Origin of the sequence: Ruania rhizosphaerae, assembly GCF_009805705.1 — a bacterium.
GTDB lineage: Bacteria > Actinomycetota > Actinomycetes > Actinomycetales > Beutenbergiaceae > Ruania > Ruania rhizosphaerae.
The window spans coordinates 123,687-149,273 of sequence record NZ_VSMB01000009.1 but is presented as its reverse complement, the minus strand read 5'-3'; the positions used below and the strand labels follow the sequence as shown (position 1 = coordinate 149,273).

General features: G+C 67.6%; 27 protein-coding genes. 15 read left to right on the top strand and 12 right to left on the bottom strand.

Features of this window, described 5'->3' with window-relative positions; all coding sequences use genetic code 11:
• The first annotated feature begins 66 nt into the window (after nucleotides 1-66).
• Nucleotides 67-2,322 carry an LLM class flavin-dependent oxidoreductase gene (locus FV560_RS13555; protein ID WP_159622080.1) on the top strand — a complete coding sequence of 752 codons (2,256 nt, stop codon included), beginning with the start codon at nucleotides 67-69 and terminating at the stop codon, nucleotides 2,320-2,322.
• Between the two features lie 57 nt (nucleotides 2,323-2,379).
• Here FV560_RS13555 and FV560_RS13550 read toward each other — a convergent pair whose 3' ends face one another.
• Nucleotides 2,380-2,604 (bottom strand): hypothetical protein, encoded by a 225-nt coding sequence (locus FV560_RS13550; protein ID WP_200837677.1) that lies wholly within the window; start codon nucleotides 2,602-2,604, stop codon nucleotides 2,380-2,382.
• 141 nt (nucleotides 2,605-2,745) lie between these two features.
• Here FV560_RS13550 and FV560_RS20560 point away from each other — a divergent pair, with 141 nt between their 5' ends.
• Together FV560_RS20560 and FV560_RS13545 are read left to right on the top strand one after the other, a co-directional pair.
• Nucleotides 2,746-2,880, top strand: coding sequence for a hypothetical protein (locus FV560_RS20560; RefSeq protein ID WP_275401904.1), 135 nt, complete (start codon nucleotides 2,746-2,748; stop codon nucleotides 2,878-2,880).
• A 2-nt stretch (nucleotides 2,881-2,882) separates the two neighbouring features.
• Nucleotides 2,883-4,061, top strand: coding sequence for a N(5)-(carboxyethyl)ornithine synthase (locus tag FV560_RS13545; RefSeq protein WP_420853373.1), 1,179 nt, complete (start codon nucleotides 2,883-2,885; stop codon nucleotides 4,059-4,061).
• Nucleotides 4,062-4,125: 64 nt separating this feature from the next.
• On the opposite strand, the gene FV560_RS13540 is transcribed toward FV560_RS13545, so the two are convergent.
• Nucleotides 4,126-4,767 carry a hypothetical protein gene (locus tag FV560_RS13540; protein ID WP_159622079.1) on the bottom strand — a complete coding sequence of 214 codons (642 nt, stop codon included), beginning with the start codon at nucleotides 4,765-4,767 and terminating at the stop codon, nucleotides 4,126-4,128.
• A gap of 170 nt (nucleotides 4,768-4,937) precedes the next feature.
• Between FV560_RS13540 and FV560_RS13535 the strand changes: the two genes are divergently transcribed.
• Both FV560_RS13535 and FV560_RS13530 read left to right on the top strand, forming a co-directional pair.
• Nucleotides 4,938-6,860, top strand: coding sequence for a metallophosphoesterase family protein (locus FV560_RS13535; protein WP_235020122.1), 1,923 nt, complete (start codon nucleotides 4,938-4,940; stop codon nucleotides 6,858-6,860).
• A 154-nt stretch (nucleotides 6,861-7,014) separates the two neighbouring features.
• Nucleotides 7,015-8,361 (top strand): hypothetical protein, encoded by a 1,347-nt coding sequence (locus tag FV560_RS13530; RefSeq protein WP_235020121.1) that lies wholly within the window; start codon nucleotides 7,015-7,017, stop codon nucleotides 8,359-8,361.
• 84 nt (nucleotides 8,362-8,445) lie between these two features.
• On the opposite strand, the gene FV560_RS13525 is transcribed toward FV560_RS13530, so the two are convergent.
• Genes FV560_RS13525 through FV560_RS13515 form a run of 3 tightly spaced genes read right to left on the bottom strand, consistent with a single transcriptional unit; the run spans nucleotide 8,446 to nucleotide 10,290 of the window.
• Nucleotides 8,446-9,327 carry an AraC family transcriptional regulator gene (locus FV560_RS13525; RefSeq protein ID WP_159622078.1) on the bottom strand — a complete coding sequence of 294 codons (882 nt, stop codon included), beginning with the start codon at nucleotides 9,325-9,327 and terminating at the stop codon, nucleotides 8,446-8,448.
• A gap of 30 nt (nucleotides 9,328-9,357) precedes the next feature.
• Nucleotides 9,358-9,822: a DUF1801 domain-containing protein gene (locus tag FV560_RS13520; RefSeq protein ID WP_159622077.1), complete on the bottom strand. Its 465-nt coding sequence runs from the start codon at nucleotides 9,820-9,822 to the stop codon at nucleotides 9,358-9,360.
• Nucleotides 9,823-9,834: 12 nt separating this feature from the next.
• Nucleotides 9,835-10,290 carry a GyrI-like domain-containing protein gene (locus FV560_RS13515; protein ID WP_159622076.1) on the bottom strand — a complete coding sequence of 152 codons (456 nt, stop codon included), beginning with the start codon at nucleotides 10,288-10,290 and terminating at the stop codon, nucleotides 9,835-9,837.
• A gap of 269 nt (nucleotides 10,291-10,559) precedes the next feature.
• Between FV560_RS13515 and FV560_RS13510 the strand changes: the two genes are divergently transcribed.
• The 6 genes from FV560_RS13510 (at nucleotide 10,560) to FV560_RS13485 (ending at nucleotide 14,587) form a co-directional block, all read left to right on the top strand.
• Nucleotides 10,560-11,933 carry a hemolysin family protein gene (locus FV560_RS13510; protein WP_159622075.1) on the top strand — a complete coding sequence of 458 codons (1,374 nt, stop codon included), beginning with the start codon at nucleotides 10,560-10,562 and terminating at the stop codon, nucleotides 11,931-11,933.
• Nucleotides 11,933-12,964, top strand: coding sequence for a hemolysin family protein (locus FV560_RS13505; RefSeq protein WP_159622074.1), 1,032 nt, complete (start codon nucleotides 11,933-11,935; stop codon nucleotides 12,962-12,964). The genes FV560_RS13510 and FV560_RS13505 overlap by 1 nt, the downstream gene beginning before the upstream one ends.
• Nucleotides 12,965-13,057: 93 nt before the next feature.
• Entirely contained in the window at nucleotides 13,058-13,309 is a 252-nt protein-coding gene (locus FV560_RS13500; protein WP_159622073.1) for an AbrB/MazE/SpoVT family DNA-binding domain-containing protein, read from the top strand.
• Entirely contained in the window at nucleotides 13,306-13,710 is a 405-nt protein-coding gene (locus FV560_RS13495) for a PIN domain-containing protein (RefSeq protein WP_159622072.1), read from the top strand. The genes FV560_RS13500 and FV560_RS13495 overlap by 4 nt, the downstream gene beginning before the upstream one ends.
• A gap of 59 nt (nucleotides 13,711-13,769) precedes the next feature.
• Nucleotides 13,770-14,081 (top strand): ArsR/SmtB family transcription factor, encoded by a 312-nt coding sequence (locus tag FV560_RS13490; RefSeq protein ID WP_159622071.1) that lies wholly within the window; start codon nucleotides 13,770-13,772, stop codon nucleotides 14,079-14,081.
• Complete coding sequence (locus tag FV560_RS13485) at nucleotides 14,078-14,587, top strand: SRPBCC domain-containing protein (RefSeq protein WP_159622070.1); 510 nt, start codon at nucleotides 14,078-14,080, stop codon at nucleotides 14,585-14,587. The genes FV560_RS13490 and FV560_RS13485 overlap by 4 nt, the downstream gene beginning before the upstream one ends.
• Here FV560_RS13485 and FV560_RS13480 read toward each other — a convergent pair.
• Nucleotides 14,575-15,603: an NAD(P)-dependent alcohol dehydrogenase gene (locus FV560_RS13480; protein ID WP_159622069.1), complete on the bottom strand. Its 1,029-nt coding sequence runs from the start codon at nucleotides 15,601-15,603 to the stop codon at nucleotides 14,575-14,577. The two genes, FV560_RS13485 and FV560_RS13480, sit on opposite strands and share 13 nt — an antisense overlap.
• 213 nt (nucleotides 15,604-15,816) lie before the next feature.
• Here FV560_RS13480 and FV560_RS13475 point away from each other — a divergent pair, with 213 nt between their 5' ends.
• The 4 genes from FV560_RS13475 to FV560_RS13460 are packed head-to-tail and all read left to right on the top strand — an operon-like array spanning nucleotide 15,817 to nucleotide 19,397.
• Nucleotides 15,817-16,842, top strand: coding sequence for a sugar-binding transcriptional regulator (locus FV560_RS13475; RefSeq protein WP_159622068.1), 1,026 nt, complete (start codon nucleotides 15,817-15,819; stop codon nucleotides 16,840-16,842).
• A 3-nt stretch (nucleotides 16,843-16,845) separates the two neighbouring features.
• A complete protein-coding gene (locus FV560_RS13470) occupies nucleotides 16,846-17,238 on the top strand; it encodes a cupin domain-containing protein (protein ID WP_159622067.1) in 393 nt (130 codons plus the stop codon).
• A gap of 48 nt (nucleotides 17,239-17,286) precedes the next feature.
• On the top strand, nucleotides 17,287-18,174 hold the full coding sequence (lsrF, locus tag FV560_RS13465) for a 3-hydroxy-5-phosphonooxypentane-2,4-dione thiolase (RefSeq protein WP_159622066.1): 888 nt from the start codon (nucleotides 17,287-17,289) through the stop codon (nucleotides 18,172-18,174).
• An 8-nt stretch (nucleotides 18,175-18,182) separates the two neighbouring features.
• Complete coding sequence (locus tag FV560_RS13460; protein WP_159622065.1) at nucleotides 18,183-19,397, top strand: class II aldolase/adducin family protein; 1,215 nt, start codon at nucleotides 18,183-18,185, stop codon at nucleotides 19,395-19,397.
• Here the strand turns inward: FV560_RS13460 and FV560_RS13455 are convergent.
• The 6 genes from FV560_RS13455 to lsrK form a co-directional block, all read right to left on the bottom strand.
• Nucleotides 19,394-20,287, bottom strand: coding sequence for an NAD(P)-dependent oxidoreductase (locus FV560_RS13455; RefSeq protein WP_159622064.1), 894 nt, complete (start codon nucleotides 20,285-20,287; stop codon nucleotides 19,394-19,396). The genes FV560_RS13460 and FV560_RS13455 overlap by 4 nt on opposite strands.
• Nucleotides 20,288-20,374: 87 nt before the next feature.
• Nucleotides 20,375-21,367: an aldo/keto reductase gene (locus FV560_RS13450; RefSeq protein WP_159622063.1), complete on the bottom strand. Its 993-nt coding sequence runs from the start codon at nucleotides 21,365-21,367 to the stop codon at nucleotides 20,375-20,377.
• A gap of 25 nt (nucleotides 21,368-21,392) precedes the next feature.
• On the bottom strand, nucleotides 21,393-22,142 hold the full coding sequence (locus tag FV560_RS13445) for an SDR family NAD(P)-dependent oxidoreductase (protein ID WP_159622062.1): 750 nt from the start codon (nucleotides 22,140-22,142) through the stop codon (nucleotides 21,393-21,395).
• Nucleotides 22,139-23,095, bottom strand: a complete 957-nt coding sequence (locus FV560_RS13440) for an aldo/keto reductase (RefSeq protein WP_159622061.1) — start codon at nucleotides 23,093-23,095, stop codon at nucleotides 22,139-22,141. Before FV560_RS13440 ends, FV560_RS13445 begins: the two co-directional genes overlap by 4 nt.
• A 118-nt stretch (nucleotides 23,096-23,213) precedes the next feature.
• On the bottom strand, nucleotides 23,214-23,984 hold the full coding sequence (locus FV560_RS13435) for an SDR family NAD(P)-dependent oxidoreductase (RefSeq protein WP_159622060.1): 771 nt from the start codon (nucleotides 23,982-23,984) through the stop codon (nucleotides 23,214-23,216).
• A gap of 31 nt (nucleotides 23,985-24,015) precedes the next feature.
• Nucleotides 24,016-25,572 (bottom strand): autoinducer-2 kinase, encoded by a 1,557-nt coding sequence (gene lsrK / locus FV560_RS13430; protein ID WP_159622059.1) that lies wholly within the window; start codon nucleotides 25,570-25,572, stop codon nucleotides 24,016-24,018.
• Nucleotides 25,573-25,587 lie beyond the last annotated feature (15 nt).

Below are 25,587 nucleotides of genomic sequence, written 5' to 3'. Positions count from 1 at the left end.
GGAACAACCATGCAGATCTCGCGTTGACCCCTATGAAGTCCAACTTTCAACATCACGCGAGGACCCATGCCTGACTACGGCCACGACCTGACTTTCGGCACCTTCCTCACCCCTGCGGCCGGCGATCCGCAACGCCCGGTGGCCCTGGCCCAGCTCACCGAGCAGGTGGGCCTCGACCTGGCCACGTTTCAGGATCACCCCTACCAGCCGAGTTTCCTCGACACCTGGACGCTGCTGACGTGGGCGGCCGCCCAGACCGAGCGCATCACGCTTGCCGGGAACGTGCTCAACCTGCCGCTGCGACCTCCCGCGGTACTGGCGAAGTCGCTCGCCTCGCTCGATCTACTCTCCGGTGGCCGCGCCGCGCTCGGCCTCGGCGCCGGGGCCTTCTGGGACGCGATCGAGGCACTCGGCACCCCGCGCCGCACCCCGGGCGAAGCAGTCGACGCCCTGACCGAGGCGATCGAGGTGATCCGCGAGCTGTGGGACACCACCAGCCCGCGCCCGTTGCGCACCGAGGGTGAGCACTACCGCCTCACCGGAGCCAAGCGCGGCCCGGCACCGCGCGCTCAGGTGCCGATCTGGCTCGGCGCCTACAAGCCGCGGATGCTGCGACTGGTCGCCACCGCGGCCGACGGCTGGCTGCCGTCACTGGCCTACCTGAAGGACGGCGACCTCGCCCGAGGCAACGCCACCATCGACGCCGCCGCCGAGCAGGCCGGCCGTCACCCCGCCGAGATCCGCCGGTTGCTGAACATCAACGGCACCGTCTCCCCCAGCTCGCAGGGCTACTTGAACGGACCGGTGGAACAGTGGATCGAGGAATTGACCGCCCTCGCACTGGCCGACGGCATCGGCACCTTCATCCTCGGCAGCGACGATCCGGAACTGATCCAGACGTTCGGCGAGCAGATCGCACCCGCGGTGAGGGACGCCGTCGGCAAGGAGCGTGCCCTGCGGGGCACCACACCCGCCTCCGCGCAACGCGGACGGGCGGCCCTGGCCAAGCGCCGCGAGGGGATCGACTACGACGGGCTGCCGGCAGAACTGGCGGCGACCGCCGTCGAGCCGGGTGACCGGGCGTATGCGGGGATGCAGCACAACTACCTGCGGTCCGGTTCACCCGGGCTGATCCTGCTTCCCCGCACAGCGCAGGAGGTGGCGCAGGGCCTGAGCTTCGCGCGTGAGCAGGAGGTACCGCTCGGGGTGCGCTCGGGCGGTCACGGCATCAGCGGGCGTTCCACCAACGACGGCGGACTGGTGCTCGATCTTCGCAGCTTCAGTTCGGTGGAGGTGCTGGAGTCAGGGCTCGTGCGTGCTGGAGCCGGTGCCACGTGGGCTCAGGTGGCCGAGACGCTCACGCCGCACGGGCTGGCGATCAGTTCCGGCGACTACGGCGGCGTGGGTGTGGGCGGTCTGGCGACCACCGGTGGGGTGGGGCTGCTCGGGCGCGCCTTCGGGCTCACCATCGACCGGGTGCGGGCGGCCGAGGTGGTGACGGCGTCCGGTGAGATCCTGCACGCCTCACCCGAGGAGAACGCCGACCTGTTCTGGGGTCTGCGCGGCGCGGGTGGCAATCTCGGGGTGGTCACCTCGGTGGATATCGAACCGATGCCGCTCGGGGATGTGGTGTTCTCCCAGATGTCACTGGATGCCACCGATACGGCTGGGCTGCTGCAGCGCTGGGGTGCCGCCGTGGAGGCCGCCCCACGCGAGCTGACGAGCTTCCTGATCCTCTCCCCCGCCCGTCGCGGGCAGCCGGCGATGGCGCAGCTGATGACTGTGATCGCCAGCAGCGACACCGAGCTGGCGGTACAGCAGCTGGAGAGGCTTGCCGACGCCGGGCCGCTACTGGGGCATCAGGCCTATCAGCTGCCGTATGCGCAGGTGGTGCGGGTCGGGGACCGGAACCACTCCGGGGGCGGTTCGCCGGCAGTGCGGTCGACGCTGGTGACGCATCTCCATGAGGCCGCCGAAGCGTTCGCACGGGTGGCCGGCTCCGGGGTCGCCTACTTCCTGCAGATCCGCGCCACCGGCGGCGCCTCGCACGACCTGGCGCCCGAGGAGACGGCGTACCCGCACCGCAGCCAGAACTTCCTGCTCAGTGCGATGGGGGCGAACCAGCAACGCCTGGACGAGCTCTGGGACAGTGAGATGGTCGGGCATGGCGAAGGGCTGTATCTCTCCTTCGACACCGCCGACGTCACCGCGCGGCCGGACCTGCTGGAGGCTGCCTTCGGGACGAATCTGCCGCGGCTGCGGGAGCTGAAGCGGCGCTGGGATCCGGAGAACGTGTTCTCGGGGAACTTCCCGATCAGTTGAGCTGGTACTGGCCAAGGTGCACGCGGCACGCCGGTGCTGTCAGGGCTGTCAGGGCTGTCAGTGTTGTCCAGGCGGGCCGTTCGGGTTGCGCCAGGAACGCCCACGGGTGCTGAGGACCACGAGCACCACGCCCAGGGCGAGCGTGATGGAACCGATCACCAGCCAGGTCGGGTCCCCGGTCATCGAGCTGCCGGGCAGCAGACCGATGCCTTGACCTGCCCACACCGCCCCGATCAGCACGGCGATCACGCCGACCACTGCCAGCACAGGCTTCTTGATCACGGCGGGCCTTTCATCGGGATGGTTCGGTCAGCCTATCCCGCCGACCCTCACCCACCCGATGGCGAATGAGGCGCCAGCGCATCCAGGGCGTAGTGTCAGCACATGGACCACCTTTTGGTCCGGTGACGAGGGAGTTCCACGATGAACAACAAGTCCAATGCCAAGAAGGCCGGAAAGTCCCTCAAGGAAAAGCGCGCCGACAAGGCGGACAAGCGGGCCAAGAACGCCGAGCACGCCAGCGCCGTCGAGAGCGTCGTCGCCAAGAAGAAGCACTGAGAGTGGCCGCGGACCTTCTCACCCTCGGAGTTCTCGGAACCTCGGCCAAGACGGACGAACGCCGTCTCGCCCTGCACCCCGCACACCTGGAGCGGATCGACTCCGAGCTGCGCGCCCGCATCGTGCTCGAGTCGGGCTACGGCGAGCGATTCGGGGTCACGGACGAGGTCTTGGCCGAGTCTGTGGCCGCAGTGCGCCCGCGCGCCGAGGTGATCGCCTCGGCGAACGTGGTGGTGCTGCCCAAACCGCAACTGAGTGACCTCGCGGACGTCCGCGAGGGCCAGGTGCTGTGGGGGTGGCCGCACTGCGTGCAGGATGCTGGCCTCACCCAGTTGGCTATCGACAAGAATCTCACCCTGATCGCATTCGAGGCCATGAACCACTGGAAGCACGACGGCGGCTTCGGCCTCCACGTGTTCCACAAGAACAATGAGTTGGCGGGGTACTCCTCGATACTGCACGCACTGCAACTGCGCGGACTCACCGGCAACTACGGCAGGTGGCTGCGCGCCGTCGTCATCGGTTTCGGTGCGACGGCTCGCGGGGCCGTGACCGCACTGCACGCGCAGGGCATCCACGACGTACGGGTGCTGACGAACCGGGAGGTCGCCGCCGTCGGATCGCCGATCCCCTCGGTGCGGATCCTCCAACTCGACCATGACGACGACCCCACCCATCCCCGCTACGTCATCAGTGAGAAGGGCCGGGTGCCGCTCGCCCCGTTCCTGGCGGAGAGCGACATCGTGGTCAACTGCACGCTGCAGGACCCGTTGGCCCCGCTCACCTATCTGCGCGAGGAGGACCTGGGCGCGTTCCGACCCGGCAGCATCGTCGTGGACGTTTCCTGCGACGAGGGGATGGGATTCAGCTGGGCCCGGGCGACATCGTTCGCGGACCCGATGTTCACCGTCGGCGACAACGTGCACTATTACGCCGTCGACCACTCCCCGTCCCACCTGTGGGAGTCCGCCACCTGGGAGAACAGCGAGGCGCTGCTGCCGTTCCTGCGCACCGTGATGGAAGGGCCGAGCGCCTGGGCCGCCAGTGAGACGATCACCCGGGCGACGGAGATCGCCGGTGGCCACATTCGCAATCCCGACGTGCTCGCCTTCCAGGGGCGAGAAGCCGCCTACCCCCACCTGGCGGTGAAACCAGCTCCACGTCTGCGAGCTGCGACATAGGGAGCGTCCTCGGAGACCGTCCTGGCCCCGCCGGGCGTTCGTCCCCGTATCGATCCACGCTGGCCTACGGCACGCGCTCGAGGGTGAGTGTCGTGACCGGGACGGCGTCCGTCGGGCCCGTCTCGGTCAACGTCATGACTTGGAAGTAGCCGCCCTGGACACGGGCGTAGACCACCTCACCGATCGCCGGACCGAAGGCGATGGGGACTCTCACGGCGTCACCGGCTCCGGCGATGTCTACCGGCTCCACGTCGCCAGTGATGTCGAAGGTGTTCTCGAGCACGGTGAGGGCTCCGTCGAAGCCTCCTGCGAATGGCACCCACTGCACCGAGACTCCCGAATCCTCGGAGTCGGTGAACCTGCACTGGTAGGTCCCCATCACCTCATGGGACTCGCCCTGCGGGACGTCGATCCCGATGGCTTCACTCACGTCAGCGGCCGAGAGCACACTGCACGGATCGAAATCCGCGGCGGGAGTCACCAGCTCCGCCACCTGGCCCGCTCCCCCGGCAGTCTCCGAAGCCTGCGAACCGGCGCCTTCGCTCGACTCGTCGTCCACGCTCGTTGGCTCAGCCGGCGCGTCGCTGCTCGGTGCTGTCGGGACGTCGGTCACGGGCTGCACCATCGGCGGCGTGCTGGCGCACCCGGCCGTCATCGCACCCGCAACTGCCACAGCCGCCATCGACCGCCGCCAGGTCACCGTCATCATCGCTCCCCCTCCGCATGCCCCGTCCGGGTCATGCTAGCTATGCAACGCTCGCCGCGGAAGCCCGCCATCGGTTCCGATTCACCCCTACCCGGGATGATCATCTCTGCGCCATAGTGGTCTCACGTCGTGCTCCGACGACTGGTACGCGCACTACCCGGGAGTCACTCATGCGCCGAAAGATCGCCCCGATCCTGCTCGCTCTGTCCGCTACCACTGCCCTGGCCGCGCCGGCGGTCGCCGCTCCGCCCGGCGGGACGCAGCCCATGACCCCACTGCCCTCCACCGGTAGTTCACCGGTGGAACCACAGCCAGGCTTCCGCGTACTGCCCTATCTGCAGGCGCCGTCGTCGGAGGCCATGACACTCGTGTGGATCAGCGAGCTGGAGACCTCCGGCACGGTGACCGTCAACGGCCCCGGTATCGGACGGGAGACCTTCACCAGCGACCCGCAGTACCTGGACCTGATGGAGTACTCCGATGCTGAGCTCGCGCAAGGCATCGACGGACTCGACCAGGGCTCGTGGCTGTTCTCGGACAACAACTACCAGCACGTGGTCGAGATCGACGGGCTGATGGCGGGCAAGACCTACCGGTACACCGTCGACCAGGACGGCGTGGAGCACAGTGCCACGTTCACCACGGCTCCCGACGCTGACCGGTGGAACCACGTGCGGCTGATGGCCTTCTCGGACACCGAGACCGAGCCGGCGGGACGGAGCGAGCACCGCGAGTGGGAGACAGCCTGGGCCGGACTCGCCGACGGGTCAGCCGACCGCCCAGCCATCGACTCCCTGTGGGCTGAGCGCTACGGAACCGCCGTGCGCTACGGCGAGGAGCTAGTGCGCTATCCGATGAACCAGGCCGACGCCCTCGACGCCAACATCGCCACCATCGCCGAGCAGGACCCGGACCTGATGCTGATCGCCGGCGACCTGGTGCAAGGTTCGGGCTACCAGCCGGCTTGGGACGAGTTCTGGCGGCACTTTGCCGGCGACTCCAGTGATCTCGCCTCCAACGTTCCCCTCGTGACGGCGCTGGGCAACTGGGAGACCTACGCCAGCATCAGTGGTGGATACGGCACGCCGGAGGACCGCACACCGGTGGTGGTCTCCCGCAACCGGTACCTCGACTACATGGTCACACCGGGCGACCCGGCGAACCCGCAGGTCCGGGACTCCTACTACCGGCTCGACCACGGCCCGGTCACGATCCTCACCCTCGACTCCACCAACGGCCTGCCCGACGAGAACACGGCCACCGGCACGCTCTCCGGTGAGGTGTTCTCCGGCGACGACACCAATCTGACTCCCGAGCGCATGTCGACCGACACGCAGGGATCGTTCACCGCCGAGGAGTACGGCGAGGCGTTCGCCGACGTCTACGGCGCCGACGCGAGCGAGTCGGACCTGCCGGACCTGGGTGAGGGCAGCGCGCAGTGGGAGTGGGCCGAGGCTCAGCTGGCCGAGGCGCGTGCGCAGGGTCAGGTGGTGATCGTGCAGTTCCACCACGCCGCCTACTCCAGCGGTGTGCACGGCACCCCGCCCAACCACGAGTTCGCGGACAACCAGTCCGGCGTCGCGATGCGGGCCTACACCCCGATGTTCGAGGAGTACGGGGTGGCCGCCGTGATCAGCGGACACGACGAGATGTTCGAGCGGTCCTTCGTCGACTCCGACGGAGATGGCGTCGGCATCCAGGTGTACGACGTGGGCGTGGCCGCCGATGGACTTCGCGGTGAGCAGTTGTACGAGACCGAGGCCGGCAGCTACGAGCCGATCCGCTTCAACACCCATTCCGAGTGGTCGGCCTCGGTCGACGAACCAGAGTTGTGGGAGAACGACGCCAACGGCAACCCACAGCTCGTCGACGGTGGCCTCCACTACGGCCACCTGCAGATGGATCTGCAGCGCACCCGGTGCGGGTCCGAGCTGACCCTGACCCCGGTCTACCTGTTCCCGTTGATGGACGCCGAGTACAACGTCACCGGCACCGAGCGGCGCGTTTACGACGACGTCGTGACCCTGGAGCTGACCGCCGACGGCGAGGTCGTGGCGGACAACTCCTGCCGGGGCAACGCCCACCGGAACTGATCTCCTCGCAACCGGCCCGTCCCCCGGCCGAACGCTGGGTTCCTCGGCATCGAGGCCTCGAACGCCGAGGAACCCAGCGCTCAGCGCACGACAACCCGCGACAGACGATCGTCAAACCGGTAGGGTCCCAGCATCGAACGCGACGGGGGTTCCTATGGTTGACGAAGACGCGACCGAGAGTTGGCACGAAGCCCGCTTGATTCCGACATCGGGCATCTCAGGCGCAGATGAGCAAGAACGACGAGCAACATCGGCCCTTCTAGCCGTGATGTCGATCGTCAAGGAGTTCGGTCTGACGCTACTCAAGCCGCTGGGTGCGCCGGCGGGAAACGTCGAAACCTATATCGAAGTACCTTTCGACATTGGAGACAGGAAGATCTATCCGGACGGCCTCATCCGCGTGAGCCGAGGAAAGGCCACCTGGACGGCTCTCGTCGAAGTCAAAACCGGAAAGAATGAACTCGCCGCAGAACAGCTCGAAGCATATCTCGACCTCGCTCGCGAGCATCGTTTCGACGCTCTGCTCACCATCTCGAACGAGATACCCCCGATGTTCGGTGTGCACCCGACCAAGGTTGACGGACGGAAACTGCGGAAGGTGGATCTCCACCACCGATCATGGTCCTACGTCCTCTCCACCGCAGTGATGCAGGCCGAGCACAAGGGCATCTCAGACCCTGAACAGGCCTGGATCCTCAGAGAACTCATCCGCTACCTCGAACACCCGCGGTCGGGAGCGATGGAGTTCTCGGACATGGGCCAGCATTGGGTGACACTACGCAACGCTGTGCGCACCCAAACGCTACGAGCAACCGACCCATCAGTTCCTGATGTTGTCGCACGGTTCGATGCTCTGATCCGGTTTGCATGCCTTCGACTCGGGCGACAGTTGGGAACCGAGATCGTCCCAGGACTGAGCAGAAAGGAACGCGCCGATCCGCAGATTCGCACCCAAGCCCTTACTCGAAGTCTGACCGAAGCGGGCCAACTGACGGGCGCTGTCAAGATTCCTGCAACGGTCGGTAGTGTGCACCTCACCGCTGATCTACGCGCTAGCCAGATCACGGCGCACATCAGTATCGACGCACCGCGTACTGGACGGCAGGCCACACGCGTGAACTGGCTCGTTCGACAATTGAAGAATGCTCCCGGAGACACGCGAATCGAAGCGCTCGTAGCGAACTCGCGCGGACCAGGGGCTGCCGAGCTACTCAGTGTCGTTCGAGACGATCCCTCGGTCCTCGTCATCGACCCGAAGAAGGAGATCAGGTCATTCCGAATCGCATACTCTGCCCCGATGGGGACGAAAGTCGCACGAGGCCGCGGTTCCTTCATCGACTCGGTGCTCGATCTACTCGACACCTTCTATGCGGACGTCGTTCAGCACCTGAAGAGCTGGAGCGCGCCACCCCCGCGACTACGCGAAGCCGAATCAGAACCTGAACCAGCACTCAGTTCGACCGCACTCTCCTCCCAAGACGGAGCAGTCGCAGAGCGATAGGACTCGGGCGCGCGCACTTTCCTACTAGCGTCCTGACTCCTGCCCGGAGCGCTACCTGGATCGCCCGAAGGCCACCACCCGCTCTTACCCGCGCCCCCACTCGAGCGGGAGCAGGAGCTCGGTGGTGTTGGTAGTCGGTCCGTGCTCCTGTGGTCGTGAGAGATAGCGCTCAACCACCGGGTGGTCAGCGAGACGGTGGCCCGTGTGCGGCACCCAGCATCCGAAGAGCCAGGCGTAGGTGTCCGGCATGTCTGCGTACGCACCGACGTGCTCGAGGACGGCATAGGGACCGGGGCGGATCGTCACCGGTTCGATCGGGGCAGCGTCTGGGGAGAGTGGCCTCAGCTCAGCGGTCAATCCTGCCGGGCGGGGCACGCACGCCATCGACTCCAGGTCTGCCTCGGCGGCCTGCGTCGGGTCGGAGAGGTACACGCCGTACATCTGGACGTCTGCCCAGTCGTAGCCGTGGGCGGCGAGCCAGATCCGTAGGTCGTGGAACGCGCGGTCGATCCGCAGGTACGAGCCGTAGTGGCGGACGGCGAGACAGTCGATCTCGGGAAGGTTCCGGATCTCGACTGCGAAGGCCTCGGGATCGTGGTGCGTGCGGGCAGCTCGCAGGTCGGCATGCCCGCCGGTGAGTCGGTAGTCGGCCGGTGTGGTTCCCGTGGTGGCTCGGAACGCTCGGGTGAACGAGGGCACGTCCGGGTACCCGCACTCCATGGCAATCTCACGGATCGGTGCGGTCGTGGAGACCAGCAGCGAGACCGCGAGTTGGATGCGCAGTCGCTTGACCAGGGCAGGCAACGACTCCCCGAACGCCGAGACGAAGACCCGGTGCCAGTGCCGCGGTGAGAACCCGGCGACCTCCGCGAGCCGGACCATGTCGAGCGGCTCGTCCAGGTGATCGTAGATGTGGGTGAGCACCACATCGAACCGTTCTTCGTACTCGATCCACGGGTTCTGCATCGCTGTCGCCTATCGGTGCCTTCCCGTGTTCTACGTGGGCCAACTCACCGCCGCCTGCCGATGGTGATACGTGAGGGCTCGTTCGATCATGGCGGCAAGCTCGGTGAGCGGCAATGGTCTCACCGGATCGAACAGCACGGCCCGCCGCCCCTCGAACTCCAGATACCCGGCCATCGAACGGAAGTCACTGATCAGCGTTGTCCGGCAGTGCACGAACATCGCCGGCCTACCCGCCTGTTCCCCGAGCCGGACGGCCACGCCAACCCCGTCTCGGCGGGGACGGTAGGCGGGTTGCCCCCAGGCCAGGTACTCGCGAACACCACCGGTCTCCGGGAGTTCCGCAGCGGTCGCGAACACAGCCTCGCGGACGGCGAGCAGAACCTCACGCACTGGATCGGTCACAGCGTCGAAGGCCGCGGCCACCTCGTGCGCGAGATGATGAGCCTCCTTGCCACGGATGTCCGGACGGCCCTTCGCGCCACCATCAGCAGGCATGCTGTCCTCCGATCACCGCACACCGAGATTCACCGATACCGAACCGTCGGCACCGTAGTGCTCGTACTCACAGATGAACGTCTTGAGCGTATCGTCGTGCGCCCATGCCTGCTCCCACGCCTCCAGAACGCGTGAGGGGTCGCCGTCGGGCACCGGGAACTGCACCCGCGGCGACGCAGGCACAGAGACCACCGTGAAGCCGTCGTCGATGGCCGTCGAGGGATCGACGGCCACCCCGATGAGGAAGGTGAACCAGCCGTCCCGGCTGCGCGCCGCGTGCTCCAGGTGCGTGTAGACGGCGTAGATGTCACCGCTGCGGCGCCCAGGGATGCGTGCGAGAGTGTCGTCGGCCATGACGGAGGCCCACAACGCCGGGATGTCCCGGGCTGAGGAGGCTCCGTCCGTACGAATGGACGGGCCCAGCACGGTGAAGGGTTCTGAGTGGACCTGTTGCGGTTCGATCATCATGGGCGAGACGGTAGAGGGACCGGCCTGTGCAATACCTGCCATGTTCGATCTGCTCGAGGGCACGGGCATGCTGACGCTGGCCGTCGCGCACGCCACGAGCGTAGCCGGAGGTACGTGCTGGACGAACGAGGCCGCCATCACGCAAGATGGTTTCTCCACGACCCACGAAAGGCCCCACCTCCGATGGAGTACGACAGTCCCTCGGCCGATCCGGCCGACCCCTGTCACATACCGACCCTGACTGCCCCGTCCATGATCGGGGCGGATTCATGACCGTCCTGACGCTCCTGCTGGGGATCCTGGTGATCCTGGCGATCATCGCTGCGAACGGCTACTTCGTGGCTCAGGAGTTCGCCTACATGTCGGTGGACCGTTCCCGGCTCGGGGCACGCGCCGAGGCCGGGGACGCAGCCGCGGGCCGGGCACTGACCATCACCCGGCGCACGTCGTTCATGCTCTCCGGTGCGCAGTTGGGCATCACGGTCACCGGCCTGCTCATCGGCTACGTGGCCGAGCCGTTGGTGGGCACCGCCCTGGGTGAGCTGCTGGGCGGGGTCGGGGTACCGGCCGCCGTCGGGATCTCCATCGGCACCATCGGCGCGTTGGCGATCTCCACCGTGGTGCAGATGATCTTCGGTGAGCTGTTCCCGAAGAACCTCGCGATCGCCAACGCGGAACCGCTCGCGCTCGCGCTGGCGCGGTCCACGACGATCTACCTGGCCGTCTTCGGGTGGCTGATCACCGTCTTCGACCATGCCGCGAACGGCCTGCTGCGGCTGTTCCGGATCGAGCCGGTGCACGATGTCGACTCCTCGGCCACCCCGAACGACCTGGAGCACATCGTGGCCGACTCCCGCGAGAGCGGTCACCTGCCGGAGGAGCTGTCGATCCTGCTCGACCGGATTCTCGACTTCCCCGACCAGGACGTCGAACACGCCATGATCCCCCGCTCGCGGGTCGCCGCCGTGCCCGCCCATCTGACGCTCGCCGAACTGCGCGAGCGCATGGCCGAAGCCCACACCCGCTACCCGGTCGTCGACGATCGCGACCAGGCGGTCGGCGTCGTCCAGCTCAGCGACCTGCTCGCCACCGATCTGCCCGACGAGTCGCCGGTCACCAACCTCATGCGCGAACCCGTGGTGATCCCCACCGCGATGATGCTGCCCGACGCGCTCACGGAACTCACCCGATCCAAGAACGAGCTGGCGTGCGTGATCGACGAGTACGGGGGATTCACCGGCATCCTCACCGTGGAGGACATGGCCGAGGAGCTCATCGGCGAGGTCACCGATGAGCACGATCACGAGCAGCCGGCCACGATCCGCATCGAGTCCGAGGACTGCTGGGTGCTCGACGGTGACGTGCACATCGACGAGGTCGAGCGCACCATCGGCCACGACCTGCCACGCGGCGACTACGAGACGATCGCCGGACTGCTGCTGGACGTGCACGGCCAGCTGCTGGAACCAGGTGAGTCCGTGGAGGTCGTGCTTCCAATCGACCCGGCCGACCTGGCCGACGACGAACCGGACCAGCACGCGTTGACGGCGCAGGTGCTCGAGATCGAACGACACGTGCCGTCGACGGTGCGTCTGCAGCTGCACCTTCATGATCGTTCCGAGGTCGAGGAGGCCGGGTCCTGATGGAGAATCCCCTCATCGTTGCCCTGGTCACGATCGCGATCATCGCCTTCAGCGCGCTGTTCGTGATCGTCGAGTTCTCACTGCTGGGTGCACGCCGCCACCGGCTGGAAGAGGCCGCGGTCACGAGCCGTTCGGCGCGAGCGGCGCTCCGGTCGGTGAACGAGCTGACCGTCATGCTCGCCGGTGCCCAGCTGGGGATCACCGCCTGCACGTTCGCCTTGGGTGCCGTCACCAAACCCGCAGTCCACCACTGGATGACCCCGCTGTTCGAGGCGTGGGGTATGCCGACCTGGACGGCGGATACGGTCGCCTTCGCGTTGTCACTGCTGGTCGTGACCTTCCTGCACCTCGTGGTGGGAGAGATGGCACCGAAGTCCTGGGCCATCGCGCACCCGGAAGGTTCCGCCACGGCGATCGCCCTCCCGACCCGGGCCTTCGTGTGGGTGTTCCGCCCGCTGCTGATGTGGATCAACGCGATCGCCAACCGCCTCGTCTCGGCGGCGGGTGTGACACCGGTGAACCAGGCCGCAGTCGGCGGGCAGGACGCCGCCACGATCCGCCACCTGGTCGAGCATTCGGCGGATGTGGGAGCTATCGAGCCATCCTTCCGCAGCCAGATCTCCCGTGCGATCGAACTGGAGTCGCTGGAGGTGCAGGCACTCCTCAAGCCCGGCGCAATCCCCACGGCCGTCCCACCCGAGGCGACCGTGGCGGACGTGCGCGAGGCCTCGGTGCGTACCGGGCACCTGCGGGTCCTCGTCTACGATGGAGACGCGGGCACGCCCCGGGTGGTGCACGTGCGGGACACGCTGCTCGATCCTCAGGACAGGCCCGCAGCCGAGTTGGCCCGGGAACCACTCACCCTGGCCACTACAACCCCGGTACACGAGGCGCTGGCGCGGATGCGCAGCACGAGCGAGCAGTTGGCAGTGGTGATGGAGGGCGACCGCTTCGCGGGCGTGGTCACCATCACCGACATCCTTCATCGGGTACTCCCCGGCGGTACGGAGTCGGCTCCCGCACCTGCCTGATCGCCGCCTGCGGCGGTCAGCGGACAGGCAATCCACCATGAGTGTGACGCCTTACCACTGCACAGGAATAGCCAACCCAGGTAAGGTGAGTCCATGCCGAGCGCAACCGTGACGTCCAAAGGTCAGATCACCATCCCCGCATCCGTCCGGGCTTCACTCCACCTCGCCGCCGGCGATCGCGTGGAGTTCATCGAGCTACCCGACGGCAACTACGAGATCGTCCCGGCAACCCGACCCGTCCGCTCTCTCAAGGGCTTCTTCGGGCAGCCGAAGCGGGTCGTGACCCTGGAGGAGATGGACGCTGCTATCGCGAGATCCGCCTCACAATCGGCCGGCACTCCATGATCGGTATCGATACCAACGTTCTGGTGCGCTACGTCGTCCGGGACGACGAGTCCCAGACTGCGCTGGCCGACGAACTGGTCGATCGCCTGACGTCGGAGCGCAGGGGCTTCATCTCCCTGATCGTCCTGATGGAGACATGGTGGGTCCTCAGCTCCGCGTACACCTTCCCAGCGGCTCGCCGCGTGGCGTTCGTCGAAGCGCTGCTCAGCTCAGAGGAACTGATGGTCGAGGCTGCGGACACCGTGCGCAAGGCCCTCTCGCCGGTGCGCGCTGGTGCAGACCTGGCCGACGCTGTGATCGCCCAGGTCGGGGCCGAGAACGGATGTGATGCGACGATGACCTTCGACCGCCGCGCCGCTCAGCGGGCGGGTATGCAGATCCTCGGGCGCGCACCTCGATAGGACCACTCGCGGGCCGCGACCCGTTGACACAACGCGTAAGCAATTGCTTACATACAGTCATGGACGTCTTCGAGGCACTGGGGGCACCACACCGGCGAGCGATCGTCGAACTGCTCGGCGACGGGGAGAGCACCGCGGGGCAGATCGCCTCGCACTTCTCGATATCGCGCCCAGCGATCTCCCAGCACTTGGGCGTGCTGGTGGATGCGGGCGTACTGCACGTCCGGGCGGCAGGGCGCGAGCGCAGGTACAGCCTGCGTACGGAGTCCCTAGCCGAGGTCGAGGACTGGCTCGAGTCCCAGCGGGTGCGATGGGCATCCGCGCTCGACCGGCTCTCGGAGGCGATGGATTCAGGCGAAGGAGAACGATGACAAGCAACGACAGCGCACGCGGCACTCTCGGCATCGGCGAGGACGGCACGTTCCGCATCCGCTTCGAACGCCACCTTCCGCACCGCCCGGATCGGGTCTGGGCCTGGCTCACCGAGCCCGACCTGCTGCAGCAGTGGCTACCCGGGTGCCGGATCGAACCAGAGGTGGGCTCCGCCGTCCGCTATGACTTCGGGGAGGAAGGCAGCGCCACCGGAACGGTGACCACGGTCGAGCCTCCCGCTGCCGATGGAGCCGGGTGCCTGATTCACGGCTGGGTCTGGGAGGGAGTCCCGGAGTCGGAGGTTGTGTGGGCGCTCGTGCCCGCCGACGGAGGAACACTGCTGACCCTCACCCATCGCGAGGTACTGCCCGAGCCCGCGGCGGAGTTCGCCGTCGGCTGGCACGTGATGCTCGACGCACTGACGCTCGCGGCGGACGGCAGCCCTGAGCCAGTAGAGAGTGCCTGGGCAAATCTGGAGCAGGTAGCCGCCTACTACGCGTCGTGACGCCGGGGGTTCACCAGGATCTTCATCACGTCGGGGTCGCCGTTGCGGCGCATCGCCTCGGGTAGCCCGGCCAGACCGGTGCGGTCGGATATCAGCGGCTGTACGTCCACCACTCCGCGCGCGATGAGGTCGATCGCGCTGGGCCAGGTGCGGGTGTAACGGAAGAGCCCATGAAGGTGCAGTTCGTAGGACTGCACGCGGAACAGGTCCAGGTCGATCCGGTCGTGCCCCATGCCCAGCAGCACGGCATCGGCTCCCGGCCGCAGCGCGTGCAGTCCGGCGTCGATCGCCGGCGGCGCACCGGAGGTGTCGATGAACACCTCGAAGCCCCGCCCCACGTGGTCGGGGAGTTCATCCGGCCCGACGGCGTAGCTCGCCCCGAGCTTCATCGCCAGTTCCCGTCTGGCTGGGATCGGGTCGGTGAGCACCACCTCGCGTGCACCGTGCGCTCGGGCGACAGCCGCCGTCAAGACGCCGATCGGCCCTCCCCCGGCGACCAGGACACGATTCTCGGTGACCGGTACCTTGCGGACCGCCGCCAGCCCGACTGACAGCGGCTCGGCCAAGGCAGCCTGCTCGAACGTCATCGCCTCCGGGATCGGGTGAGCGAACATCGCCGGCACGGCCATGTACTCGGCGAACGCACCGTGCACCGGCGGAGCGGAGGCAAACTCCATCTCTTCGCACAGGTTGTACCGCCCGTCCAGGCAGAACGAGCACTCCCGGCAGTGTCGTTGCGGCTCGATCGCCACCCGCTCCCCCAGGCGCCCGGTCGCCACGCCCGGCCCGACGGCGCTGATCACCCCGGCGGCCTCGTGGCCGAGGATCAGGGGGTCGGTGACGACCAGTGACCCCACCCGACCATGCTGGAAGAAGTGCACATCGGAGCCACACAGGCCCACCTGCTCGATCTGCACGAGGACGTCCCCGGGCCGTGGCTCGGGCCGCGGCACGTCACGGATCTGCAGGTCTTCAGGTGCCAGCAGCAGGCTGGCGCGCATCGTCGCGGCGGTCATCGCGCCAGCCTAGTGGCGCGTCGAGGCAACACAGACGCGGCGGACCCCGTGCAGGAAATCACCCCTCAACTGCTTGACGCCCCTCACGCACACCTCTAGTGTGAGCGAATGCAACGCACGTGAGCATCGGCTCACATAGGGGTTGGAGGCCCACGCAAACCGCCGAAGCCTGCAGACTGACGTGCTATGAGAGATAGGAAACGACACCAGGACATGGCTTCCGCCGACAGGAGCGAGACCGACGTTCTCGTCCGTGCCGCATGGCACTACTACGTGGACGAGATGACTCAGGACGAGATCGCGAAGGTCTTCGGCATCTCGCGAGCATCCGCCGGGCGCCTGCTCGACCGTGCCCGCCGCGAAGGCATCGTCACGTTCACCATCAACTCCCCCTACCTGCCTGCGTTCCATGTCGGACGGGAACTGGTCGACCTCTACGACCTCAAGGACGTCGTCGTCGTACCCGACCTGCCCGAGGTCGTGGAGACGCAAGCAGCCTCGAACACACGGATCGCTCAGGCGGCAGCTCAGTACCTCGCGAACCGCCTCCAGCCGGGAACGGTGCTCGGGATGGGATGGGGCGAAACAGTTCACCTCACCTGCGAGTTCCTCCCGTCAGAGCCGCTGAAGGACGTGCAGACGGTCACCCTGACCGGCGGGGTCGACGCGTACGTCGCGACGTTGCGCAACGTCAAGAACACCAACGGCTCCAAGATCACCAACTTCGTGATCCCCACACCGCTACTCACCTCCTCCCCCGCCGTCGCTGAAGCCCTCCGGCACGAACCCGGGGTCGGTGATGTGCTCGGAAAGGCACGCAACGCCGATATCGCGCTGGTCGGGATCGGCGCCGTGGTCGGCACGCCCACATTGACGCAGTTCGGATACGCCGACGAGGTCCAGCTGCGCGAGTACGCCGACCTGGGAATCGTCGGCGACATCTTGAGCATCTTCTACGACGCCGATGGCACCACGGTGCCGCTGGAGGCGTATGAGAGCCGGATCGGCATCGACCTCGAAGACCTCCGGTCGATCGACATGGTCATCGGGGCCGCGGGCGGCAAGGACAAGCTGCAGGCGATCCGCGGGGCACTCGCTGGCGGCTATCTGGATGTGCTCATCACCACCGAGAGCGTGGCCTTCGCGCTCGTCGAGGAGCGTCAAGGGGAGCTCGATCCGGGAGCACTCGCCTCGAGCAAGCGCATCGCCAACGGATCATCACCACCAGAAAGGGAATGAGTCATGCGTCTGATCGATATGAGGGAGGCCCCGTACCGCTTCGGTGAGTACGGACCGGGCTACATCTCGCGGGGGCCCCGCACGGACGTCGGAGTCGTCCGCCTGCGCCCCGGTGACGATGCCGTCAACCATTACCACGCACAGATCGAGGAGAGCTTTTACGTCCTCGAAGGCGAGGCCACCCTCTGGGTCGACGGACGCACTTCTCACACGCTCACCGTCGGTGACGTCGCCCAGCTCGAGCCTGGCGAGCAGCACTACTTCGTCAACAACAGTGACACCGTCTTCCGGGCGCTCTTCATCAAGGCCCCGTACGACCCTCAGGACGGAGTGCAGGTGGACTGGAAGCCCGGCGATCCGGAGCCCGCGCTTGCTCCCGGGCGCACCGAGCCCTGACACGCCCGCCACGACCGAGACCCGTACACGACGACGTCAGGAGACGACATGGCCGATAAGGACGGCAACATCGACGCCAAGCAGTTCCACACCGACACACCGCAGGAGTCGCACGGCTTCCCGGTGAAGGGAGGCGCCGGACTCGAGTGGGGAATGCGCCACCGGCTGGCACGGATCTTTGATCCGGCCGACGCACGCACCGTGATGCTGGCTTTCGATCACGGGTACTTCCAGGGCCCGACCCGCGGCCTCGAGCGCGTCGACCTCACGATCAACCCGCTCGCGCCGATGGCGAATGCCCTCATGGCCACACGGGGGATCCTCCGGTCGGTGATCCCTGCCACCTCCCAGAACGCACTCGTGGTGCGCGCCTCCGGCGGACCGTCCATCCTCTCCGAACTCTCCGACGAGCGCATCGCGATGGACATGGAGGACGCTGCCCGCATCGACGCGGCCGCCGTCGCCGTGCAGGTCTTCGTCGGTGGACAGCACGAGACCCAGTCGGTGCACAACATGACCCGTCTCGTCGACGCCGGAATGCGGCTCGGGATCCCCGTGCTCGGGGTAACCGCCGTGGGCAAGGAGCTCACCCGTGACTCCCGCTACCTGGGCCTGGCCACCCGGATGATCGCCGAGCTCGGCGCGCAGCTGGTCAAGACCTACTACTGCGAGGAGGGCTTCGAAGAGGTCACCGCCGCCTGCCCGGTGCCGGTGATCATGGCCGGCGGAAAGACGTTGCCCGCGATCGACGCACTCACAATGGCCCACCGGGCGATGGACGCCGGCGCCGCCGGGGTCGACATGGGCCGCAACATCTTCCAGCGCCGCGACCCGGTGGCCATGATGACGGCGGTGCGTGCGCTCGTGCACGAGAATCTCACCCCGGCTCAGGCCCACGAGCAGTACCGCGATCTCTCCGGCGGAGCCGAGGACTGAGAGTGCCGATGAGCCCTGACTCATCCACACCCGCACCGCGGGCAGGAGGGCGCACGCCCGGGGCGAGCGACGCCGTCGGGGGGCCGGACGCACTCGAGCAGTGCATCCACGCCTCCCGACGGCTCGGCTCCGATCCGTACCTCGTTCTCTACGGAGGGGGCAACAGCTCGGCCACCTCCGACGGCGTCGTGCGCGTCAAGGCGTCCGGGCACGACATGGGCACCATCGGTCCCGGCGGGTTCGCGCCGCTCCGGCGCCAGGACGTGCTGGATCTGCTCTCCGCACCGACGATGAGCGACGCCGACCTGCTGCAGCGGTTGCGCGCCGCCCTGCTCGATCCAGCGGCACCCACGCCCTCGATCGAGACTCCGCTGCACGCGCTGCTGCCGCAGGAGTCCGTGCTGCACACACACGCCGACGCAATCGTCACCTTGACGAACTCCGAGCACGCCGCGGAGAACATCCGGTCCGCCCTCGGCAAGCGGGTGCTCGTGCTGCCGTACCTGATGCCGGGCTTCACACTCGCCCAGGCCATCCGGGAGCTGATGGAGCAAACCGACCTCACCGCGTTCGAGGGCATCGTGCTGACGCACCACGGCCTGATCACGTTCGGCGACGACGCAGCCAGTGCCTACCGGCGCCACCTGGATCTGGTGGAGCGTGCGTCGGCGTGGATCACCGAGCGCACCGGCATCCGGTTCGTCGACGACGAGGATGAGACAGTGCTCACCACGGGTGATTCGGCCCGCATGGACCGGCTTGTGGGCCGCCTCGAGGACGAGATCGGCGGATCGTTCACGGCCGAGGCGGTCCGTTCCCCCGAGATCGACGCCTTCCTCGCCCGGGCGGACCTGGCGGAGGTGACGGGCCGCGGGCCCTCGACCCTCGAGCATGTGATCCGCACCAAGCGCACCCCGCTGCTGGGAGAGGACGTTGCCGGGTTCGCTGCCCAGTACACCGACTACTTCCAGCGCAACCGTGACCGTAGCGACGAACAGCTCACCATGCTCGATCCGGCACCACGAGTGGTTCTCGATCCGTCCTTCGGAATCGCCGGCGTGGGCCGCACACCCGAGCAGGCGCAGGCCGCGCGAGTCATCTACCGGCACACGATCCGCATCATCGAAGCCGCCGAACGACTCGGTGGCTACCGCACCATCTCCGAGGCGGACGCCTTCGATATCGAGTACTGGGAGCTGGAGCAGGCGAAGCTACGCAACTAGCGGCTGCTGGGGTCGATCAGCGTGTTCAGTACGGTGGAGTCGTCGGCCCTGTCCTGACCCATGCGTGCGGCGATCCGGAACAGGTGCTCGGCCGCGCTGGCCACCGGGGTGGGAACAGCCGCGGACCTGCTCGCCTCCGCGACGATGCTGAGATCCTTGACGAAGATCCCGACCGTGCTGAGCACCTCCGGATCGGCTCCCTCGACGAGCTGCACCATCCGCTCGCCGCGGTCCTGCAGCATGAACGAGTGCGCCGCACCCTGAGTGAGGGCGTCGAGGGCGAGGCGCAGATCGAGACCGAGCCGGCGGGCGAGAGCCAGCGCTTCGGCCGCCGCCGCGATGTGCACGCCGCAAAGCAGCTGGTTCACGGTCTTCAGCGCCTGGCCATCGCCCGGTCGGTCGCCGACGACCGTCACCGTGGATCCGATCGCCGACAGCACGTTGCCGGCGCGCTCGCGAGCCTGCGGTGAACCCGCCACCAGCACCACCAGGTCACCGTCGCCGGCCCGTACCGGGCCGCCCGAGACGGGTGCATCCACCAGCAGTGCGCCGGATCGGGCCATCGCCTCGTCCAGCTCTCGTACGGCGTCGATCCCGACGGTCGAGGTCAAGACCACGGCAGCACCGTGCTCGAGTACCTCGAGCACACCGTGATCGGAGGCGAGGAGCACCTGCTCGACCTGAGATGCATCCCGGACCGCCAGCAGCACCACCCCGGCGCCCGCCACGGCCTCACGTGCCGTGGCGTGCACCGACACGCCATGCTCCTGCGCGAGGCGACGGCGTCCAGGATCAGGATCGAACGCGCGAACGGTCAGCGTGGGAGCCATTGCCTGCGCCATCGGCACCCCCATCGCTCCCAGCCCGAGCACGGCCACGGTCGACGGCATCCTCTACCTCCATCTCGCCGCGACAGTACGCGGCTGCGTCTCAGTGGACCGGTGACTCAGCAGGCAGGTGACTCAGCGGCCGGCGTGTCAGCCGAACAGGGTCTCCTTGCCGATCGGCGGAAGCTCTGACACCGCCCGATGCACGGCGGCAACCAGATCGCTCTCCAACGGGCCGGCCTCCATCGCCGCCAGCGCCGCGCGCACCTCGTTCTCGGTGTTCATGCTGACCGCCAGTGTCGCTACGGCGGGGTGGGTCCACGCCCATCGCAAGGCAAGACTGGTCCAGGACTCGTCGCGGCCGGCAAGCAACGGAGCCACCGCGCGCAGCCGCTCGTACCACGGCAGGTACCGCTCCTGAGTGCGCTTGTCTGCGGCGGTGAGGCGGCTCCGATCGGCGCGGGCCTGGGTGAGCAGACCCTGGGTGAGCGGACGCAATCCGATCAACGACTTCCCTCGCGCCCGGAGGTCGTCCAGGAGTGGGACCATCTCCGGTTCCAGGATGGAGTAGAAGTGCACGACGGCGGAGTAGACGTCCTGATCGATCGCTCGTTCGGCGAACCCCACTGTGTGCGGGAAGGTGGCGACCTCCCCGATCTTGCCCGCCTCGCGCAGCTCCTGCGCCACCTCGGCCACCTGGTCGGCGACCGTGGGCAGCGCCGCGAGCCTGCGCTCGTCCCCGGCCGCGCTGTAGGCGATCTCCTTGGGGCAGTGCGGCCCACGTTGGAGGTGCTGGACCACGGCGATCCGTTCGACATCGAGTGCGCGCAGCGCCGCCTCGACCTGACCACGGAACACCGCCGGGTCGAACTCGCCGTCGTCGTAGTCGGGCGACTCCACCTTGATGACGTGGCTGAGATCGCGATGCCGTGGATGGCGGGCGAGCATGGCGCAGGTGGCCGGATAGGTCGGCCACGAAGAATTGGAGTGGATGACGTCCACTCCCGCTTCCAGGGCAGCGTGCAGCGCCCGTTCACCCGCGTGCCAGGTATCGGGGTCGTTGCCGTCGGGCACCAGGCGCATCGTGCCGAACGCCAACCGCGAGACGCGGATCCCGGACGGGGTGATCATTGCGTGTTCCATCGGTCCTCCTGTGGTCGCGCCGGGGTCAGCCGACGGCCGTGCGGCCGCCGTCGATGACGATCTCGCTGCCGGTCAGATAGGAAACGGCGTCCGAGGCGGCGAAACAGATGGCCTCGGCGATCTCCTCCGGGCGCCCCAACCGGGCCGCGGGCCGGTCCTGCAGGGCATCGATCATCGCCTGCCGGTCGGGGGCGTCGTCGATGAGCTTGGCCACGAGCGGGGTCGATGTGGTGCCCGGACTCACGGTGACCGCCCGGATCCCCTGCTCGGCGCACTCAGCGGTGATCGAACGGGTGAGCATCGACAGCCCGGCCTTGGAGACGTTGTAGGCCACCTGACCGGGAAAACCGAGCACCCCCGCCTCACTCGAGACGTTGACGATCACGCCGCCACCGGAGGTGCGCATCTGCGCGATCGCCGCCGAGCTCAGCAGCACCGCCGCCCGCAGGTTCAGGCCCAGCACCGTATCCAGCAGCTCGGGCGTGACCTCGGTGATCGGCGCCGGGAGGTTGACGCCGGCGTTGTTCACGAGCACGTCGACCCGGCCTGTCTCGGCCACGGCCCGCTCCACGATCCTGGCCCCGGCATCGTCCGCGGTCAGATCGATGTCGGCGAACACGCCGCCGGAGTGCTCGGCCAGCTCCCGCTGAAGCGTCGCCCCTTCGGCGCGGTCCCGCCCCACGCCCAGCACCCAGTGACCCTGCTGCGCGAGCTTGATGGCCGTTGCCCGCCCGATACCCTTCGTCGCGCCGGTGACGATCGCTGTCTTCGTCACCGGTTGTACCCCATCGCGGGGCCGCGCAGCGTGCTGAACCAGACCTCGTCGATCGCTTCGAGCATGTCAGCGCTGGGAGCGGGACCGTCCAGGATGCGCAGGTTCTCCTGGAGCTGGGCCACGCTGGTGGCTCCGAACAGTACGGCATCGACCAGGGGCTGGTTCTTGACCCAGCGCAGTGCGAGCTCGGCAGGCGTCCAGCCAGCGGAGTCGGCGATGCCCTTGAACTTCTCCACGGCGGCGAAGTGCGGTTCGTTCCAGTAGGTGTTGTTCCACCAGGACTTCTCGAACCGGGTTCCGGACCGCTCGACGTTCAGGTCGTACTTGCCGCTGAGCAGTCCGCCCGCGAGCGGGTTGTACACCACGGTCGGTACGCCGAAGGCCTGAGCGCAGGCCGCGTACTCCTCCTCGAGGCGCCGGGCGAGCATGTTGTAGCTCTGCTGGGAGACGATCGGCGCCGGCTTGTCACCGCTGCGGTGGATGAAGTCGGCGATCTGCCAGGCGGCATAGTTCGACTGGCCGAGATGCCGGATCTTGCCTTCGGCGACGAGCTCGTGCAACACCCCGAGGGTTTCCTCGATCGGCGTGGACCAGTCCGGCCGGTGCAGGAGGTAGAGGTCGATCCGGTCGGTCTGCAGGCGTGCGAGCGACTTCTCGACCTCGGCCCGGATCACCTCCGCGCCCAGCGGGTGCTCACCACCCTGACTGCCGGCCTTGGTGGTGATCAGGATGTCGTCTCGGAAGGGCTTGACGATCTCACCGAGCACCTCCTCCGAGGTCCCGTTCACATAGTGATTCGAGGTGTCATACATGGTGATCCCGGCCTCGCGTGCCGTCTGCACGATCTGCGCTGCCGTCTCGGGTGCGATCTTCTCCCCGAAATCCATGGTTCCGAGGATGTAGGGGCCCGTAGCGAGGTCGGTTCCCTTGAGAATGCGGTCCTGGGCGGTCATCGATGCTCCTGTTCGGTGGATCTGGGGACGCTCACGCGTCGGTCCTGCGTTCTCACGTGGCCGGCTCCGGGGCGCCCGCTCTCGGGCACCTCCAGGCGCCGGACCAGATGGCACCGACTCACATCGCCGACTGCCCGCCGTCGACCTGCAGCACGGCACCGGTGATGAAGGAGGCGCGCGGTGAGAGGAGGAACGAGATCGCTTCGGCCACCTCCCGTGGATCGGCGACGCGATTCATGGCGTGCGCGGCCCGCACGGCTGCCTCGGCGGCGTCCGGATCGTCCTGTCCGGCCAGGTACTGCCGGAACATCTGGCCGTCCATGGACCCGGGGCCCACGACGTTGCAGCGCACCCCTCGCTCGGCATACTCGACGGCGACCTGTCGGCTCAACGCGTTGACGGCCCCTTTCGAGGCGGCGTACGCAGGCTGACCGGCCATGCCGACGAGGGCCGAGACGGACGAGACATTCACGATCGCACCCGAAGTCCCCTGCTGGAGGAACTGCCGGACGGCGTGCTTGCAGCCGTAGAACACGCCCTTGACGTTCACGTTGTTGACGACGTCCCAGTCGTCGGCGCTCATCTGCTCCACCGAGTCGACCCGGATCACCCCGGCGTTGTTCACCATGCCGTCCAGCCGGCCGTGCACCTGCACGGCGCGCTCGACGATCGAGGCCACCTGTGCCTCGTCGGTGACGTCGGCCAGGACGGGTGTGATCGAACCGCCCACATCGCGAATGCTCGCGGTGAGGTCGTCCAGGAGCGCCTCGTCCCGGCTCGCGGCTACGACGCTCGCACCATTGGTCGCGAGGACCTTCGCCGTGGCCTCGCCGAGGCCGCGGGAGGTCCCGGTGACGGCGATGACCATTCCTTCCAGCTCTGCTGCCATGTTCGCTCCTTCTCAGGTTCTTTAGGTCTTGTCAGATTCCGGGGGCTCGCCACATCGGCTCGGTCACGCCGGACCGGGCGAGCTCCAGCTGCGCGGGATAGGCCGCCTGCCAACGTCCGTAGGCCTCGTCGTAGACGCCTGCGTTCGCTACGTCCGGTTCGACCACCCGCTCCCATGCCGCCACCGACCGGCCGGCGGAGGCGAGATCGTCGAACGATCCCACCGCAGCACCGGCGCACAAGGCCGCACCGAGCGCGGTCGCCTCCTTCACCACCGGGACTCGCACCGGCACCTGCAGCACATCGGCGACGATCTGCGTCCACACCGGGCTCTTGGCCGCGCCGCTGGCGAAGACCACCTCGTCGGAGGAGGTTCCGGTGAAGGAGGCGATCACCCCCAGGTTGCCGCGGGTGACGATGGCCGCGTTCTCCATGAGGGCCCGGAACAGCACGTCGGTTCCGGACCGCGCCACGTCCAGCGAGAGGTTGAGGAACGAAGGTGCTGCGTGCATCCATGCCCCGTAGTTCATGACGTCGGAGAAGATCGGGATCACGCCGTGCGATCCGGGCGGGACGTGGCCGGCTCGCTCGGTCAGCAGGTCGTAGGGATCGCGGCCCTCTCGCGCGGCTCGTTCCTTCTCCGGTCCACCGAATGCGTCCCGGAACCACCGTGCCGCCAGGCCGGGTGTGAAGACGATGCCCTCCGCCTGCCACACTCCCGGGATCGCATGGCAGTCCACGCGGATACGCATCTGCGGATCAGTCCGCAGCTCACTGATGTTGACCATCTGCTGCCAGAAGGTCCCGCCTGAGATCGCGGTCTGCCCGGGGTCGACCACCCCCAGGGCCAGTGCTGCCAGCTGCGCATCGCCGCCGCCGGCGACGACGGGCGTACCCACCGCGAGACCCGTGGTCTCGGCGGCCCGCGCCGTCACCTCGCCGACGATCGACCCGGGCTCGACCACCCGCGGGAAGATGTCGTCTCGCAAGCCGCACATCCGCGCGATCTCCGCCGACCACGCCCTGTCCTCGAGCGAGAACATACCGCTGGTACAGGCATTGGTCGGTTCGCTCACCGTGACGCCGGTGAGCCGGGTGAGTACCCAGTCACTGAGCATCTCGATCGCGTCGATACGCTCGTAGATCTCCGGCAGGTGCTTGGCGAGCCACCGCAGGCGGGGCTGGGCACTCAGCGCGAAGGTCTGCCCGGAGATCGCGTAGGACTCCGCTTCGATCTGGGCCCCGAGCTCGCGCAGCTCCGTCACCTCTGCGGAGGCACGCGCATCGACGTTGGCGCATGCCCACAGCTCTTTGCCGGCGGCGTCGAAGGCGACGAAACCCTCGCGCATGCTCGTCGCACTCACGCCGGCAATATCCGATCCACGCAGTCCGGCGAGTTCAAGCGCCTCACGGATGCTCTCGCTGACGAGCCCGAAGTTACGGTCCACCTCGAAGTCCATCGACCCGGGGAAGCGTGGATCGTTGCGGTGCTCCCACTCCCGGCCCGCGGCAGCGAGCTGCGTGCCGGTCTCGTCGAAGATCACCGCACGGACGCTCCCCGTGCCTGCGTCGATCGCGAGCAATGCCATCGTCTTGTCTCCTTG

Coding starts and splice junctions, on each gene's coding strand:
- FV560_RS13555 (WP_159622080.1), top strand. CDS start 67: ATGCCTGACTACGGCCACGACCTGACTTTCGGCACCTTCCTCACCCCT.
- FV560_RS20560 (WP_275401904.1), top strand. CDS start 2,746: ATGAACAACAAGTCCAATGCCAAGAAGGCCGGAAAGTCCCTCAAGGAA.
- FV560_RS13540 (WP_159622079.1), bottom strand. CDS start 4,767: ATGACGGTGACCTGGCGGCGGTCGATGGCGGCTGTGGCAGTTGCGGGT.
- FV560_RS13535 (WP_235020122.1), top strand. CDS start 4,938: ATGCGCCGAAAGATCGCCCCGATCCTGCTCGCTCTGTCCGCTACCACT.
- FV560_RS13530 (WP_235020121.1), top strand. CDS start 7,015: ATGGTTGACGAAGACGCGACCGAGAGTTGGCACGAAGCCCGCTTGATT.
- FV560_RS13525 (WP_159622078.1), bottom strand. CDS start 9,327: ATGCAGAACCCGTGGATCGAGTACGAAGAACGGTTCGATGTGGTGCTC.
- FV560_RS13520 (WP_159622077.1), bottom strand. CDS start 9,822: ATGCCTGCTGATGGTGGCGCGAAGGGCCGTCCGGACATCCGTGGCAAG.
- FV560_RS13515 (WP_159622076.1), bottom strand. CDS start 10,290: ATGATGATCGAACCGCAACAGGTCCACTCAGAACCCTTCACCGTGCTG.
- FV560_RS13510 (WP_159622075.1), top strand. CDS start 10,560: ATGACCGTCCTGACGCTCCTGCTGGGGATCCTGGTGATCCTGGCGATC.
- FV560_RS13505 (WP_159622074.1), top strand. CDS start 11,933: ATGGAGAATCCCCTCATCGTTGCCCTGGTCACGATCGCGATCATCGCC.
- FV560_RS13500 (WP_159622073.1), top strand. CDS start 13,058: ATGCCGAGCGCAACCGTGACGTCCAAAGGTCAGATCACCATCCCCGCA.
- FV560_RS13495 (WP_159622072.1), top strand. CDS start 13,306: ATGATCGGTATCGATACCAACGTTCTGGTGCGCTACGTCGTCCGGGAC.
- FV560_RS13490 (WP_159622071.1), top strand. CDS start 13,770: ATGGACGTCTTCGAGGCACTGGGGGCACCACACCGGCGAGCGATCGTC.
- FV560_RS13485 (WP_159622070.1), top strand. CDS start 14,078: ATGACAAGCAACGACAGCGCACGCGGCACTCTCGGCATCGGCGAGGAC.
- FV560_RS13480 (WP_159622069.1), bottom strand. CDS start 15,603: ATGACCGCCGCGACGATGCGCGCCAGCCTGCTGCTGGCACCTGAAGAC.
- FV560_RS13475 (WP_159622068.1), top strand. CDS start 15,817: ATGGCTTCCGCCGACAGGAGCGAGACCGACGTTCTCGTCCGTGCCGCA.
- FV560_RS13470 (WP_159622067.1), top strand. CDS start 16,846: ATGCGTCTGATCGATATGAGGGAGGCCCCGTACCGCTTCGGTGAGTAC.
- lsrF (WP_159622066.1), top strand. CDS start 17,287: ATGGCCGATAAGGACGGCAACATCGACGCCAAGCAGTTCCACACCGAC.
- FV560_RS13460 (WP_159622065.1), top strand. CDS start 18,183: ATGAGCCCTGACTCATCCACACCCGCACCGCGGGCAGGAGGGCGCACG.
- FV560_RS13455 (WP_159622064.1), bottom strand. CDS start 20,287: ATGCCGTCGACCGTGGCCGTGCTCGGGCTGGGAGCGATGGGGGTGCCG.
- FV560_RS13450 (WP_159622063.1), bottom strand. CDS start 21,367: ATGGAACACGCAATGATCACCCCGTCCGGGATCCGCGTCTCGCGGTTG.
- FV560_RS13440 (WP_159622061.1), bottom strand. CDS start 23,095: ATGACCGCCCAGGACCGCATTCTCAAGGGAACCGACCTCGCTACGGGC.
- FV560_RS13435 (WP_159622060.1), bottom strand. CDS start 23,984: ATGGCAGCAGAGCTGGAAGGAATGGTCATCGCCGTCACCGGGACCTCC.
- lsrK (WP_159622059.1), bottom strand. CDS start 25,572: ATGGCATTGCTCGCGATCGACGCAGGCACGGGGAGCGTCCGTGCGGTG.